General features: G+C 68.1%; 15 protein-coding genes. 4 read left to right on the plus strand and 11 right to left on the minus strand.

The window, feature by feature from the left end; genetic code table 11:
* Window positions 1-160 precede the first annotated feature (160 nt).
* From QXH22_RS03505 to pyrH, 3 genes are all read right to left on the minus strand, one after another.
* Window positions 161-1,102, minus strand: coding sequence for a phosphatidate cytidylyltransferase (locus tag QXH22_RS03505; RefSeq protein ID WP_306274937.1), 942 nt, complete (start codon window positions 1,100-1,102; stop codon window positions 161-163).
* 32 nt (window positions 1,103-1,134) lie between these two features.
* Window positions 1,135-1,692, minus strand: a complete 558-nt coding sequence (frr, locus tag QXH22_RS03510) for a ribosome recycling factor (RefSeq protein WP_306241369.1) — start codon at window positions 1,690-1,692, stop codon at window positions 1,135-1,137.
* 91 nt (window positions 1,693-1,783) lie between these two features.
* A complete protein-coding gene (gene pyrH, locus QXH22_RS03515) occupies window positions 1,784-2,551 on the minus strand; it encodes a UMP kinase (RefSeq protein WP_306241370.1) in 768 nt (255 codons plus the stop codon).
* A gap of 275 nt (window positions 2,552-2,826) precedes the next feature.
* On the opposite strand from pyrH, the gene QXH22_RS03520 reads away from it, so the two are divergent.
* Entirely contained in the window at window positions 2,827-3,063 is a 237-nt protein-coding gene (locus QXH22_RS03520) for a CsbD family protein (protein ID WP_306241371.1), read from the plus strand.
* Window positions 3,064-3,285: 222 nt separating this feature from the next.
* Window positions 3,286-4,017 carry a response regulator transcription factor gene (locus tag QXH22_RS03525; protein WP_306241372.1) on the plus strand — a complete coding sequence of 244 codons (732 nt, stop codon included), beginning with the start codon at window positions 3,286-3,288 and terminating at the stop codon, window positions 4,015-4,017.
* 12 nt (window positions 4,018-4,029) lie between these two features.
* Here the strand turns inward: QXH22_RS03525 and QXH22_RS03530 are convergent, their stop codons facing one another.
* Together QXH22_RS03530 and QXH22_RS03535 are read right to left on the minus strand one after the other, a co-directional pair.
* Window positions 4,030-4,968 carry a lysophospholipid acyltransferase family protein gene (locus QXH22_RS03530; protein ID WP_306274938.1) on the minus strand — a complete coding sequence of 313 codons (939 nt, stop codon included), beginning with the start codon at window positions 4,966-4,968 and terminating at the stop codon, window positions 4,030-4,032.
* A 111-nt stretch (window positions 4,969-5,079) separates the two neighbouring features.
* The gene (locus QXH22_RS03535; protein ID WP_371934149.1) at window positions 5,080-5,844 is read right to left on the minus strand and encodes a DUF1942 domain-containing protein; all 765 of its coding nucleotides are present in this window, start codon (window positions 5,842-5,844) and stop codon (window positions 5,080-5,082) included.
* A 312-nt stretch (window positions 5,845-6,156) separates the two neighbouring features.
* On the opposite strand from QXH22_RS03535, the gene QXH22_RS03540 reads away from it, so the two are divergent.
* Window positions 6,157-6,576: a MarR family winged helix-turn-helix transcriptional regulator gene (locus QXH22_RS03540; RefSeq protein ID WP_306241374.1), complete on the plus strand. Its 420-nt coding sequence runs from the start codon at window positions 6,157-6,159 to the stop codon at window positions 6,574-6,576.
* A 3-nt stretch (window positions 6,577-6,579) separates the two neighbouring features.
* On the opposite strand, the gene QXH22_RS03545 is transcribed toward QXH22_RS03540, so the two are convergent.
* Genes QXH22_RS03545 through rpsB form a run of 3 tightly spaced genes read right to left on the minus strand, consistent with a single transcriptional unit; the run spans window position 6,580 to window position 9,694 of the window.
* On the minus strand, window positions 6,580-7,992 hold the full coding sequence (locus QXH22_RS03545; RefSeq protein ID WP_306274939.1) for an amidase: 1,413 nt from the start codon (window positions 7,990-7,992) through the stop codon (window positions 6,580-6,582).
* A gap of 26 nt (window positions 7,993-8,018) precedes the next feature.
* Window positions 8,019-8,834 carry a translation elongation factor Ts gene (gene tsf, locus QXH22_RS03550; RefSeq protein ID WP_306241376.1) on the minus strand — a complete coding sequence of 272 codons (816 nt, stop codon included), beginning with the start codon at window positions 8,832-8,834 and terminating at the stop codon, window positions 8,019-8,021.
* Window positions 8,835-8,857: 23 nt separating this feature from the next.
* Window positions 8,858-9,694 (minus strand): 30S ribosomal protein S2, encoded by an 837-nt coding sequence (rpsB, locus tag QXH22_RS03555; RefSeq protein ID WP_306241377.1) that lies wholly within the window; start codon window positions 9,692-9,694, stop codon window positions 8,858-8,860.
* Window positions 9,695-9,997: 303 nt separating this feature from the next.
* Here rpsB and QXH22_RS03560 point away from each other — a divergent pair, with 303 nt between their 5' ends.
* Window positions 9,998-10,555: a M23 family metallopeptidase gene (locus QXH22_RS03560; RefSeq protein WP_306241378.1), complete on the plus strand. Its 558-nt coding sequence runs from the start codon at window positions 9,998-10,000 to the stop codon at window positions 10,553-10,555.
* Here QXH22_RS03560 and QXH22_RS03565 read toward each other — a convergent pair.
* The 3 genes from QXH22_RS03565 to QXH22_RS03575 are packed head-to-tail and all read right to left on the minus strand — an operon-like array spanning window position 10,492 to window position 13,468.
* A complete protein-coding gene (locus tag QXH22_RS03565) occupies window positions 10,492-11,388 on the minus strand; it encodes a tyrosine recombinase XerC (protein WP_306241379.1) in 897 nt (298 codons plus the stop codon). The genes QXH22_RS03560 and QXH22_RS03565 overlap by 64 nt on opposite strands.
* 32 nt (window positions 11,389-11,420) lie before the next feature.
* Window positions 11,421-12,581 (minus strand): lactate 2-monooxygenase, encoded by a 1,161-nt coding sequence (locus QXH22_RS03570; RefSeq protein WP_306241380.1) that lies wholly within the window; start codon window positions 12,579-12,581, stop codon window positions 11,421-11,423.
* A gap of 35 nt (window positions 12,582-12,616) precedes the next feature.
* The gene (locus QXH22_RS03575) at window positions 12,617-13,468 is read right to left on the minus strand and encodes a siderophore-interacting protein (protein WP_306241381.1); all 852 of its coding nucleotides are present in this window, start codon (window positions 13,466-13,468) and stop codon (window positions 12,617-12,619) included.
* Between the last annotated feature and the right edge of the window lie 16 nt (window positions 13,469-13,484).

Below are 13,484 nucleotides of genomic sequence, written 5' to 3' on the forward strand. Positions count from 1 at the left end.
CTAGCGACAAGTGAGACCGCGCTGCGGCGACGCGGTCGTGCGGCTGTCTCACCCCGCGGGCCGGACGTGCGGATATCCGGTCGATGAGCTTTATCGGCGTCTCACGGCGTGACAGATTGATCCGCCGCCCGGCGACCGGAATCGACCAGCCGGCGGTGTCTCAGGGCAACAGCGTCAGAACGGTCCAGGCGGCCACCGCGGATGGCAGGATGCCGTCGAGCCGGTCCATCAGACCGCCGTGGCCGGGCAGCAGCCGCCCCATGTCCTTGATCCCCAGATCACGCTTCACCTGGGACTCGATCAGGTCGCCGAGCGTGGTCGTCAGCACGAACAGCAAACCCAGCAGCGCGCCGACCCACCACAATTTGCCGGCCAGAAAAGTGGCCGTCAGGATCGTCGCGGTGATGCCGAAGACCAGCGAGCCGCCGAAGCCCTCCCAGGACTTCTTCGGGCTGATCATCGGAACCATCGGATGTTTGCCGAACAGTGCTCCCACCGCGTATCCGCCGGTGTCGGAGCACACGACGGCGATCATCATGCAGAACACCCAGCCCGGGCCGTGCTGAGGGTCATAGACCAGCATCGCGGCGAACGACGCGAACAACGGGACCCAGACGCACAGGAACACGGTGGCCGAGACGTCGCGCAGGTAGTTCCTCGCCGGTGGCACACCGTCGGCTGCTGCCTGATCATCGGCGGCCGGCTTCTCCTGCATGAACAACCGCCAGATCATGCAGACCACCACCATGCCGCCGAATCCGGCGAGCGCGCCGACAGCCCGGTACGGCCAGGTCAGCCAGACCGTCACCTGGCCACCGATCAGCAGTGGGATAACCGGGATCAGATACCCGGCCTCGCGCAACCGGCGGACCACCTCATGGCTGGCCACCACGGTGGCCAGCGCGCAGTACGCGACCCAGAAATGCGGAAACCAGAGCAAGGTCGCGATGAGGACCGCGCCGATGCTGGCGCCCACCGCGATCGCCGCCGGCAGATCGCGCCCGGCCCGGGACGTCTTCTTCACCGGCTCGGTGGAGACGTGTGCCGGTTCATGGGCCGGTTCGTCGGACGGGCTTCCGGTGCCGGCATCGTAGGTTGCCACGGACGTCAATGGACTGAGCTGCGGGGTGGTCGTCAGACCTCCAGCAGCTCGGCTTCCTTGTGTTTGACCAGCTCGTCGATCTGGGCGACGTACTGGTGGGTGGCCTTCTCCAGGTCCTTCTCCGCGCGCCCGACCTCGTCCTCGCCGGCCTCGCCGTCCTTGCGGATGCGGTGCAGCTCCTCCATCGCCTTGCGGCGGATATTGCGCACCGAGACCCGGGCGTCTTCGCCTTTGGACTTCGCCTGCTTGACCAGCTCCCGGCGCCGTTCCTCGGTGAGCTGCGGTATGGCGACCCGGATGATGGTGCCGTCGTTGGTGGGGTTGACTCCCAGGTCAGAGTTGCGGATCGCGTTCTCGATGGCGTTCAGCTGGCCGGCCTCGTAGGGCTTGATCACCACCATCCGCGCCTCGGGAACGTTGATGCTGGCCATCTGGGTGATCGGCGTCATGGCGCCGTAGTAGTCGATCGCGATCCGGGAGAACATTCCCGGGTTCGCGCGGCCGGTCCGGATGGTGGAGAGGTCGTCACGGGCCACCGATACAGCCTTTTCCATCTTCTCCTCGGCATCGAAGAGAGCCTCGTCAATCACGTGCGCCGCTCCTTCCCCCGCAAGCGGGTGGTGCCCCCGCATCGGTGCTAGCTGCATCGTCGCAAGCGCGGACCATTATTTCGTCTTCCCGTCAGGTGGTGACCAACGTCCCGATTTTCTCACCTGCCACCGCCCGGGCGATATTGCCGTCGGTCAGCAGGTTGAACACCAGGATCGGCATGCCATTGTCCATACACAGACTGAAGGCGGTGGCATCGGCCACCCGCAGGCCGCGGTCGATGACCTCACGGTGGCTGATCGCGGTGAGCAACTCGGCGTCGGGATTCTCGCGAGGGTCCTCGGCGAACACACCGTCGACCGCCTTGGCCATCAGCACCACTTCGGCGCCGATCTCGAGGGCCCGCTGTGCGGCAGTGGTGTCGGTGGAGAAGTAGGGCAGTCCCATACCCGCGCCGAAGATCACCACGCGACCCTTCTCCAGGTGCCGCACCGCGCGCAGCGGCAGGTAGGGCTCGGCCACCTGGCCCATCGTGATCGCCGTCTGGACGCGGGTGGCGATGCCTTCCTTCTCCAGGAAGTCCTGCAGCGCAAGGCTGTTCATCACGGTACCGAGCATGCCCATGTAATCCGAACGGGTGCGTTCCATACCGCGCTGTTGCAGCTGCGCACCACGGAAGAAGTTGCCGCCGCCGATCACGACGGCGACCTGCACGCCGCTGCGGACCACTTCGGCGATCTGCCGGGCCACCAGCGCGACGACGTCGGGATCCAGCCCGACTTGCCCTCCACCGAACATCTCGCCACCGAGCTTGAGCAGCACGCGCGAGTACTTCGACGACGAGCCGTTAATCCTTGGAGCCGCCGAGCCGGCGGCGTCGGGCTCCCTGGACTCCGTCATCAGTCTCCTCGCATGAGAGTGCCATCCCGGTCACCACCCCGGAACGGCGCCTCATCATCCTGCCTCATTGCCACGCTCTGGCGTGGGCGGGGTGCACAATCTCCCCGCTCATGTTTGACCGCCGCAGGGTGGGGGAATCCGCAGCACGCGGCGATGGATCGGCGTCTTGAGAAGCAGGACCCGCATCGTCATGAAGCAGCGGTCGTTTCTTCGACCGGTGAACCCACCCCCGAAGACCCGTCGTCGCTGATGCGACGGCCAGTGAGAGGAACACCATGGCGGACAGCAACTCCGGCCCGGCTGAAGCAGTCAAGGGAATCGTCGAGGACGTCAAAGGTAAGGCCAAGGAAGCCGTCGGTACCGTGACCGGGCGCGGTGACCTGGTCAACGAGGGCGAAGCGCAGCAGGACAAGGCCGAGGCGCAGCGCGAGGCGGCCAAGAAGGAAGCCCAGGCGGAGGCTGCCCGCGGTGCCGCCCAGGTCGCCGAGGAACGGCAGAAGTCCAACCAGTAGAGCTTGTTTCGAGGATGGGCCCGGTCTGTGCATACGGACCGGGTCCATCGAACTTTGCGGAGAAGTCGCCGTTTCGCAGTACCCGCGGTATCAAAAATGGAATAATCGCACGCTGAACGGGGTATTCGGCCTTCCGTCGGGGCGGCATCTCTACCGGAGGTGACGAACGGGGTCGGAGGATGGTTCGCTGGGATTGCGGGCACCTAGGTTTGGAGATGGCGGTTGGACGTTCTTCTGCTCACCAATGAGGCCGACTTTCAATCCGCGTTGCCCACTTTGGACACGTTCGCCCTGACCGTTCGCGTCGCACCTCTGGGCGACGGAGAAGTCGGCCTCACCGAGGGCGCGGATGTCGCCATCATCGATTCCCGCACCGACCTGGTGGCCGCCCGCTCGGCTTGCCGGCACCTGACGGCCAATCGGCCGGAACTGGCTGTTGTCGCCGTGGTGGCGCCGGCCGATTTCGTCGAAGTCGACATCGACTGGAACTTCGACGACGTGTTGCTGGCCGCGGCCGGTGCCGCCGAGTTACAGGCTCGACTGCGCCTGGCCATCACCCGCCGACGCAAGGCCGTCGGCGGCACGCTGGAGTTCGGCGACCTGCTGCTCCATCCGGCCAGCTACACGGTGTCCCTGCACGGCAAGGACCTGGGCCTGACGCTCACCGAGTTCAAATTGCTGAATTTCCTTGTGCAGCATGCTGGTCGGGCCTTCAGCCGGACGCGCCTGATGCATGAGGTGTGGGGTTACGAGAGTAACGGCCGGGTGCGCACCGTCGACGTGCACGTGCGGCGGTTGCGCGCCAAGCTCGGCCCCGCGCACGAGTCCATGGTCGATACCGTGCGGGGCGTCGGGTATATGGCGGTGTCTCCCCCGCAACCGCGCTGGATCGTCGGCGAGCCGATGCTCAATCCGGTGTGGACGGAATTCGACCGCGACTCAATCGCCCAATAAGCGGGCGCACGGTCAGCCGAACACCGGCAGTGCCCGCTTGCGGGCCAGCGCATCCATGCCGCGCTGGATGCTGTCCTGGACCTCGCGGTACTTGGCGTCGACGTAATCCTCATCCTCGGCGCGTTCGGGGTCGTGATCCAGCTCGATCGGCGGCATGAACCGGGTCCTGATCTTGGCCGGTAGCGGCAGCTGCGGCAGCGCCGCCGGCGCGATACCCCAGGGCATCGAGATCGCCACGGGGAACACCTTGAGCCGAAACAGCTTGTCCAGCCGCAACATTCGGGAGAGACGGTCACCACGGATGAGCACCGGCATGGCGTCGGCGCCACCGACGGTGGCGATCGGCACAATCGGGACGCCGGCGCGGATCGCCATCTTCACAAAGCCCTTGCGCCCGGCCAGGATCGCGCGGTCGCGTTCGACCCACGGCCGCAATGAGTCCACCTCGCCGCCGGGCCACAGCGCCACGTCGCGTCCCTCGGCGAGTGCGGTCGCGATGGCATCCGGCGCCGCCGGCAGCACGCCCATCGCGCGGAAGTACTTGCCGATACCCGGAATGGCCATCAGCGCGTCGTGGGCCGTGCCGTGCAACGGGCGGTCGGGGCCGAACCGTCGCCACCATTGCAGGCCGACGGTCCATGCGTCCCAGACGAACGGCGCGCCCGAGTGGATGCCGATCAACAGCGCGGGTGCCGGGCCGATGTTCTCCCAGCCGTCGATCTCCATGCGAAACCAATAGTCCACCAACGCATTCCAGAAAAACTTCTGGCGGTGCATGGTGTCCTCGTCCTGGCCTTCGAGGTCCCACGCGCCGGCGCGCTGCGCCACCCAGCCGCTGACGCCGCCGTCCTGCTTGTCGCGCTTCTTCTGCATGGCCGTCAGCGCGTCGTCGGCGAATCGCTGCGCCTGGTCGCGGACTTCCGGCGGCCGGTGGTCTGTGGTGTGGGTCATACCGTGTTCATACCCACAACGCGCATAGACAACTCACATTGCTGCCGGCTCCTGCCGCGAACAGCAACCTCCCCGCGCCATGGCCGTGGCGCGGGGAGGGGGCGATGCTGGTTAGCTCTGCTGAATCGGCTCGTTAGGCGTCATCCCAGGAGCCGGGTTCGGCTGGCCGGGCATGGTGTTCGGCTGGCCGGGCATGGTGTTCGGCTGGCCGGGCATGGTGTTCGGCTGGCCAGGCATGGTGTTCGGCTGGCCAGGCATGGTGTTCGGCTGGCCAGGCATGGTGTTCGGCTGGCCAGGCATGGTGTTCGGCTGGCCAGGCATGGTGTTCGGCTGGCCGGGCATGGTGTTAGGCAACTGGCCTGACTGGCCCGGGACCGAGTTGGGCGCCGGTGCGCTCGCCGGGTTGGTGTCCCACACCAGCACGTCCTGCATGCCGTCGTTGTAGACGACCTCGCTCGGTGCCGGCCCGGTCACGTCAAAGTAGATCTTGCCGGTCGAGGTGCCGCCCTGAGTGATCGGAGCGGGGCTCAGACCCTGCGGGGTGGCCGGCGCACTGATCACCCGGTAGTTCTGCTCGCCGGCGCGGGCATTGAAGTTGGACACGACCGGAGTCACCACGCCGCTGTTGGCGCGGGCGTTGATGTCGGCCTGCCACAGCTGGCCCTGCGGGGTGTAGCCGGGGATGGTCACGTTGGCCGGCTGCAGGTTGCTGACGGTGTAGTCGGTAACCAGCGCGCCGTCGACCAGTGTTTGCGGGGTGCCGAGTCCCTCGGGGACGCCGGGCGTGGCCGACGCGGCCGCCGCACCGAAAAGGCTCACTGCCGCAATTCCCGCGGCTGCGATGGCAGTTTTAGCAGTGGTGGTGGTGAACTTCACGCTGAATCCTCTCCGTTGGTGTCGTTCGAGGCGGCGCGCGCCCTTGACTCAAGCGCTCAACCGCACCCCGGTCGCATTACCGGTGCCGCCGCGGCTCAAACACCCGCAGGTGCCGAAAACGTCACCTGCGAGCTTTCTAGCTGGGCAAACATCGCGAATTTGATTTGGGCCACATCCAATTCGCCGACTCACTTGCGCAACACCGGTCACTGCATTTGGGCGGAGACCGAATTGGCGGCGATTTACTGATTCGCGGAATCGCGCGGCTTTGTTCGCCGACGCCCAGGCCGCTGATATGTCAATATCCCTGATATGACTTCGGTCCAGGACGCGCCGCTGGGATATCTGCTGTACCGGGTGACGACCCTGCTCCGGCCTGAGGTGGCCGCGGCGCTGAGTCCCTTGGGGCTCACGCTCCCCGAATTCGTGTGTCTGCGGATCCTGTCCCTGAGACCAGGCTTGTCGAGTGCCGAGTTGGCCCGTGGCGCCGGCGTCACGCCTCAGGCCATGAACACGGTGCTGCGCAAACTCGAAGACCTCGGTGTGGTGTCGCGACCGGCGTCGGTGTCCTCCGGCCGCGCCCTGCCGGCGTCCCTGACCAGCCAGGGCCAGGAGTTGCTGCAACGGGCTGAGGCGGTGGTGCGCACCGCCGACGCCCACATCCTCTGCCGGCTCAGCGACGCCGAACAGCGCGAGTTCAAGAACATGCTCGTCAAGCTCGGATCGGACTGAACGTCAGTCGTGGATCCTTGCCCACGGCCGGGCCTCTTCGAGCTCATAGGCCAATTCGAGTAACCGCGCCTCCCGGCCGGTGTCGGCCGCCAGCATCATTCCCACCGGCAGCCCGTCCGCTGACTGCGCCAGTGGCAGCGAGATCGCGGGTTCGCCGGTCACGTTCTGCAGCGGAGTGAAGGCTACCCAGTCGATCAGCCGGTCGATGACCTGCTGATAGTCGGAGGGCGCGAGGTATCCGATGGCGGGCGTCGGCTCGGCGAGGGTCGGAGAGAGCAACACGTCGTAGTCGCCGAAGAACCGGGCGCTGCGCCGAGGCAGACCGCGCAGCCGCGCGATGGCCAGTGGCACCCGGTGGATGTTGCGTCGGGTGTGCCGGGCCAGTCCCAGTGTCAGCTCGTCCAGCCTGGTGCGGTCGAAGGTGTCGCCGAACAGTCGGCGACCGCTACCCACCTGCGCGAACGCCAGGAAGCCCCAGTACAGGACGAAGTCGTCGACGAAGCTGGCCGGCACCCAATCGTTGTCGATGTAGCTGACGTGATGGCCCAGTTCCTCGAGCAGCGCCGCCGATTTCAGGGTCAACTCCCTGATCTCGGGACTCGCCTCGCGCCGCACGGAACTGGTCAGTGCCGCGATCTTGAGGCGCTGCTTCCCCGGTCGCGTCACGTCGCCGATCGGCGGCAGCTTGGGATTGCGCCACAGCCGCTCGGCCTCACGGTAGAAAGCCGCGGTGTCGCGCACCGAGCGGGTCAGGACGCCGTTGGCGACGATGCCCACCGGCAACCGCCGGTATTGCGGGTCCAGCGGCATGCGCCCGCGCGACGGCTTGAGCCCGATCAGCCCGTTGCACGCTGCCGGGATCCGGATGGAACCGCCGCCGTCGTTGGCGTGCGCGATGGGCACCACCCCGGCGGCGACGAACGCGCCGGACCCCGAGGACGAGGCGCCGGCGGTGTGGTCGGTGTTCCAGGGGTTGCGGACCGGCCCCAGCCGCGGATGCTCGGCGGCGGCGCTGAACCCGAACTCCGACAGCTGGGTCTTGCCCAGCGATATCAGTCCGGTGTCGAGCACCACCCGGGTGACCGCACTGTCCGCGCTGGCCGGTCGCGGCTCCCAGGCGTCGGTGCCGTTCATCGTGGGCTGTCCGACGACGTCGATGTTGTCCTTGATCAGCGTCGGCACGCCTTCGAAAAAGCCTGTGCGGAAGCCGCCGCCGTGTTGCCCGGCGGCGGCCCTGGCCGCGTCGAAGGCCTGGTAGGCCAGGCCGTTCAATGCTGGGTTGACCGCCTCCGCGCGCGCGATGGCGGCCTCGACGGCATCAACCCGGCCCACCCGGCCGGTGCGGATCGCCTCGGCCAGGGCGACCGCATCCAGGTCGCCTAGGGCGTCGTCGCGAAAAGCGTGTACCCGAGCCATGCGTCGAGTGTCGAGGCAGACCCGGACTAGGCCTGCCCCACCTCGAAGCGCACGAAGCGCGTCACCGTGACTCCGGCCTCGTCGAGCAGTGCCTTAACCGACTTCTTGCTGTCGGACACCGACGGCTGCTCGAGCAGCACGCTGTCCTTGAAGAAGCCGTTGAGGCGGCCCTCGACGATCTTGGGCAGCGCCTGCTCCGGCTTGCCCTCGGCCTTGGCCGTCTCCTCGGCGATGCGGCGCTCGCTGGCCACCACGTCCTCGGGGACGTCGTCGCGGGACAGGTAGCGCGCCTTGAGGGCGGCGATCTGCAGGGCAACCGAGTGCGCCGCGTCGTTGTCCTCGCCGGTGAATTCGACGAGCACCCCGACGGCCGGCGGCAGGTCAGCGGCCCGCTTGTGCAGGTAGGTCTCGACGTTGCCGTCGAAGTACTGCACGCGGCGCAGCTCCAGCTTCTCGCCGATCTTGGCCGACAACTCGGCGATGGCCTGCTCGACCGTCTTGTCGCCGATGCTGGCCGCTTTGAGGCTCTCGACGTCGGTCGCCTTGGACTCCAGGGCGGCGTTGACGACCTCGTCGGCCAGGGCCTGGAACTCCGCGTTCTTGGCGACGAAGTCGGTCTCGGAGTTCAGCTCGATCAGTGCGCCCTGCTTGGCGGCCACCAGACCTTCAGCCGTCGCACGCTCGGCACGCTTGCCGACGTCCTTGGCGCCCTTGATCCGCAGCGCCTCGACCGCCTTGTCGAAGTCGCCGTCCGAGTCGGCCAGCGCGTTCTTGCAGTCGAGCATTCCAGCACCGGTCAGCTCCCGAAGTCGCTTGACGTCGGCAGCGGTGAAATTCGCCAATGCTCAGCCTTTCTTGAGATATCTCAGGATGCGTCTGTTGTTGATTCGGGGGTGCCACTCGGGGCTTCGGCGGCGCCGGCGGTAGCGGCGGCACCGGCCAGCAGCTCCTGCTCCCACTCGGGCAGCGGCTCGGCGGCTTCGGCCTCGGGCTTGCCGTCGCCACGGCCCAGCCCGGCACGGGCCTGCAGACCCTCGGCGACCGCGGAGGCGATCACCTTGGTGAGCAGCGCGGCCGAACGGATCGCGTCGTCGTTACCCGGGATCGGGTAGTCGACCTCGTCGGGGTCGCAGTTGGTGTCGAGGATCGCGATCACCGGGATGCCCAGCTTGCGGGCCTCGCCGACGGCGATGTGCTCCTTGTTGGTGTCGACGACCCAGATCGCCGACGGCACCTTGGCCATGTCGCGGATACCACCGAGGCTGCGCTCGAGCTTGTTCTTCTCGCGGGTCAGCATCAGGATTTCCTTCTTGGTGCGACCCTCGAAACCACCGGTCTGCTCCATCGCCTCGAGCTCCTTGAGGCGCTGCAGACGCTTGTGCACGGTGGAGAAGTTAGTGAGCATGCCGCCCAGCCAGCGCTGGTTCACGTACGGCATGCCGACACGGGTCGCTTCAGCGGCGACGGATTCCTGTGCCTGCTTCTTGGTGCCGACGAACATGACGCTGCCGCCGTGGGCGACGGTCTCTTTGACGAACTCGTACGCCTTGTCGATGTAGGTCAGCGTCTGCTGCAGGTCGATGATGTAGATGCCGTTGCGGTCGGTGAAGATGAACCGCTTCATCTTGGGATTCCAGCGACGGGTCTGGTGCCCGAAGTGGGTGCCGCTGTCAAGCAGCTGCTTCATGGTTACAACAGCCATGGCAATGCCCAGCTTTCAATGTCGGTTGTCGCCCGGAATCGGTTGAGACCGGGCCCTGGCGCCTGCTGCGATGCCGAACCCGCGTCCGGGGACTAACGGGACCGCTCGGCATGCTGATGCGGGTCCCTCGATTACTGGGCCGCGTTGCAGACGCGCGAAGTCAGCCCGCTTTCACGAGCTGCGTAGAGGAGTTTACACCGCGCGGGCGGGTGGTTTTTCCCGCTGCCCACCGGGCCGATCCCAGCGTCCACAGGGCCGTCCCAGTGACTGGCGGGGCGTGGGCGGGTCCGGTGCACTACCCGGATGCGATGGATATTGCTGGTCCTGGCGGTGTGTTGGGTGCTGCTCAACGCTCCGCCGGCCGACGCCGCCGGTGAGCGGCTGCAGTGGCCGCTGCGTCCGGCACCGGCAGTGACGCGCGCGTTCGATGCACCCAAGCCCGACTGGCAGGCCGGGCACCGTGGCGTTGACCTGGCGGGCAACCCGGGCCAGGCGGTCTACGCCGCGGGCGATGCGACGGTGATCTTCGCGGGGCTCTCGGGGGGCCGCCCGGTGGTGTCGCTGGCTCACCCCGGCGGCTTGCACACCAGCTACGAACCGCTGCGCGCGCGGGTGCGGGCCGGCCAGACGGTGGCATCCGGCGCGGTCATCGGTGAGTTGTTGGCCGGGCACGCCGGGTGCCCGGTGGCGGCGTGTCTGCACTGGGGGGCGATGTGGGGTCCGGCCTCGCACGCGGACTATGTCGACCCGCTGGGCCTGCTGGCGTCGACGCCGATCCGGCTCAAGCCGCTGACGGGTCAGGCCCGCGGGTGCGCCTGGTCATGCACCGCGCGCAACCGGGCGACCGCGACGTGGGTGTAGAGCTGGGTGGTGGCCAGGCTGGAATGGCCGAGCAACTCCTGCACCACCCGCAGGTCCGCTCCCCCTTCGAGCAGGTGGGTGGCGGCGCTGTGCCGCAGCCCGTGCGGTCCCATGTCGGGTGCGCCGTCCACCGCCGCGACGGTCTGGTGCACCACCGTGCGGGCCTGCCGCACGTCGAGCCGGCGGCCGCGCGCGCCCAGCAGCAGCGCAGGGCCGGACTCCGCGGTGGCCAGCGCCGGACGCCCGTTCGACAGCCAGGCGCTCAGCGCTTCGGCGGCCGGTGTCCCGAACGGCGCCGTGCGCTGTTTGTTGCCTTTCCCCAGCACCCGCACCACCCGATGCGCGGTGTCGACGTCGTCGACGTCCAGACCGCAGAGCTCGCTCACCCGGATGCCGGTGGCGTAGAGCAGTTCGACGATCAGCCGGTCGCGCAGGGCCAGTGGATCACCCTGTTCGGCTCCGGATTTAGCGGCCGTCATGGCGGCCAGCGCCTGGTCCTGGCGCAGCACCGACGGCAGCGTGCGGTGGGCTTTGGGCACCTGCAGGCGGGCGGCGGGATCGGTGGCCAGCAGGCCCCGGCGCACGGCCCAGGCGGTGAAGGCCTTGACCGAGGAGGTGCGGCGGGCCAGCGTGGTGCGGGCCGCCCCCGCACCGGCGGCCCCGGCCAGCCACGACCGCAGCACCGGCAGGCTCAGGGTTTGCAGATCCGATCCACGCGCGGTGAGGAAATCGAACAGCGAGCGCAGGTCGCCGCGGTAGGCGCGACGGGTGTGCGCCGAGCGACCGCACTGCAGTTCCAGGTATTCGTCGAACTCGTCGAGGACGGCCTGCATTCCCTCACGCTGACACGGCGCGCCCCGGTCTTTCAGAGGACGCGCCGCAGCGTGTCCGGGGTGAGATCTTTGAGCGACGGGTAGCCGTCCACGGCCATGGTCAGATCCGCTTCGGCGAGCAGGCTGCGCAGTACGTGGACGACGCCATCGACCCCGCCCAGGGCCATCCCGTAGGCGTAGGGCCGGCCGACGCCGACCGCGGTGGCGCCCATGGCCAGCGCCTTGACGACGTCGGCTCCGCTGCGGATGCCCGAGTCGAACAGCACCGGCAGCCCGCCGGCGGCCTCGACGACGCCGGGCAGGCAGTCCAGTGCCGGCAACCCGCCGTTGGCTTGGCGGCCGCCGTGCGTCGAGCAGTAGATGCCGTCGACGCCGCCGTCGATCGCGCGCCGGGCGTCGTCGGGGTGGCAGATGCCCTTGATGATCATCGGCAGGTCGGTCAGGGACCGCAGCCAGGTGAGGTCGTCCCAGGTGAGCGGGTTTCCGAAGGTCTGCGCCCAGGCCAGCACCGTGCCCTGCGGGTCTTCCTCGGGCGGCCGTTGCAGCCCGGCGCGGAACACCGGGTCGCTGGTGTAGTTACTCAGGCAGTGACCCCGCAGTTGCGGGAAGTTGGCCGTGGTCAGGTCGCGGGGGCGCCAGCCGGGGATCCAGGTGTCGAGGGTGACGATGATGGCCTTGTAGCCGGCGGCTTCGGCCCGCTGCACCAGGCTGGCGGCCAAGTCGCGGTCCTTGGGCGTGTACAGCTGGAAGAACCCGGGGGTGTCGCCGAACAGCGCGGCGACGTCTTCCAGCGGGTCGGCGGTCAAGGTGGAGACCACCATCGGCACGCCGGTGCGCGCCGCCGCGCGCGCCGTCGCCAGGTCGCCGTGCCCATCCTGTGCGCACAGGCCGATGACACCGATCGGCGCCATGAACAACGGCGAGGGCAGTGTCAGGCCGAACATCTGCACCGACAGGTCGCGCTCGGCGGCACCGACGAACATGCGCGGCATCAAACCCCAGCGGTCGAACGCCTCGCGGTTGGCGCGCTGGGTGCGTTCATCGCCTGCTCCCCCGGTGACATACGACCAGACTGAGGGCGCCATCGCCTTTTCCGCCCTGGCCTCCAGCTCGGCGAACGCCATCGGAAGCGAGGGCGCTACCCCGGCCAGACCCTGGAAATAGATTTCGAGCTGATAGTCGCCGAATGCCATGACTTAGAGGATGCCAGCCCGCGTCTGAGCCGAACCTACTGCTCCGCGGACTCCGCCTCAGCCAGCTCCTTTTTCCACTGCCGGAACGACTCCTCGGTGCGCCCGCGCCGCCAGTAGCCCGAGATCGAGGCAGCCCACTGGGCGTCGACGCCGCGCTCCTTGCGGATGTAGGGCCGCAGATTGTGCATGACGGCCTGCGCCTCGCCATGGATGAAGACATGCACCTGGCCGGGCAGCCAACGGGCGGTGGTGACCGCCTCGATCAGCGGGGCGTGGTCACCGGCGCGATCCTCCGGCACCAGATCCGCGCGTCCGCCGCGGTACACCCAGTTGACCTCGACTCCTTCCGGGGCGGTCAGCGGTATCTCGTCGTCGGGGCCGGCCACCTCGATGAACGCCATGCCCACCGCCGAGTCCGGCAGTGCCTCCAGGGCTGCCGAGATGGCCGGCAGCGCGGCCTCGTCGCCTGCCAGCAGGTGCCAGTCGGCGGCCGGGTCGGGCGCGTAGGCGCCGCTAGGGCCCATCAGATAGATCGGCTGGCCCGGCTGGGCCGTGGCGGCCCACTGTCCCGCCACTCCGTGCTCGCCGTGCACCGCGATGTCCAGCGTGATCCGTTCGGCGGCCTCGTCGACTCGGCGGACGGTGATGGTGCGCACCGGCGGCCGCTTCTCCGGCGGCAGTCCGGCGAAGCTGTCGATCGTCAGCGGCTGCGGCAGCGCAGCCACGTCGATGCCCTCGGCGACGAACACCAACTTGACGTAGGAGTCGGTGAACTTGCTGGGCACGAACGTGTCGAAGTTGTTGCTGCCCAGCACCACCCGCACCATGTGCGGCGTCAGCTGCTCGGTACTGACCACCTCGAAAGCCTGCACGGGCCGGCCTGCCACGTTTTCTCCTGTCCCG

Source organism: Mycobacterium sp. TY814, from assembly GCF_030755175.1.
Taxonomy (GTDB): domain Bacteria; phylum Actinomycetota; class Actinomycetes; order Mycobacteriales; family Mycobacteriaceae; genus Mycobacterium.

Excerpts from the sequence above, each read along its gene's own strand:
- QXH22_RS03545 (WP_306274939.1), bottom strand. The coding sequence starts at position 7,992 with ATGGCTCGGGTACACGCTTTTCGCGACGACGCCCTAGGCGACCTGGAT.
- QXH22_RS03565 (WP_306241379.1), bottom strand. The coding sequence starts at position 11,388 with ATGCAGGCCGTCCTCGACGAGTTCGACGAATACCTGGAACTGCAGTGC.
- QXH22_RS03530 (WP_306274938.1), bottom strand. The coding sequence starts at position 4,968 with ATGACCCACACCACAGACCACCGGCCGCCGGAAGTCCGCGACCAGGCG.
- QXH22_RS03570 (WP_306241380.1), bottom strand. The coding sequence starts at position 12,581 with ATGGCATTCGGCGACTATCAGCTCGAAATCTATTTCCAGGGTCTGGCC.
- rpsB (WP_306241377.1), bottom strand. The coding sequence starts at position 9,694 with ATGGCTGTTGTAACCATGAAGCAGCTGCTTGACAGCGGCACCCACTTC.
- QXH22_RS03540 (WP_306241374.1), top strand. The coding sequence starts at position 6,157 with ATGACTTCGGTCCAGGACGCGCCGCTGGGATATCTGCTGTACCGGGTG.
- QXH22_RS03520 (WP_306241371.1), top strand. The coding sequence starts at position 2,827 with ATGGCGGACAGCAACTCCGGCCCGGCTGAAGCAGTCAAGGGAATCGTC.
- pyrH (WP_306241370.1), bottom strand. The coding sequence starts at position 2,551 with ATGACGGAGTCCAGGGAGCCCGACGCCGCCGGCTCGGCGGCTCCAAGG.
- QXH22_RS03560 (WP_306241378.1), top strand. The coding sequence starts at position 9,998 with ATGCGATGGATATTGCTGGTCCTGGCGGTGTGTTGGGTGCTGCTCAAC.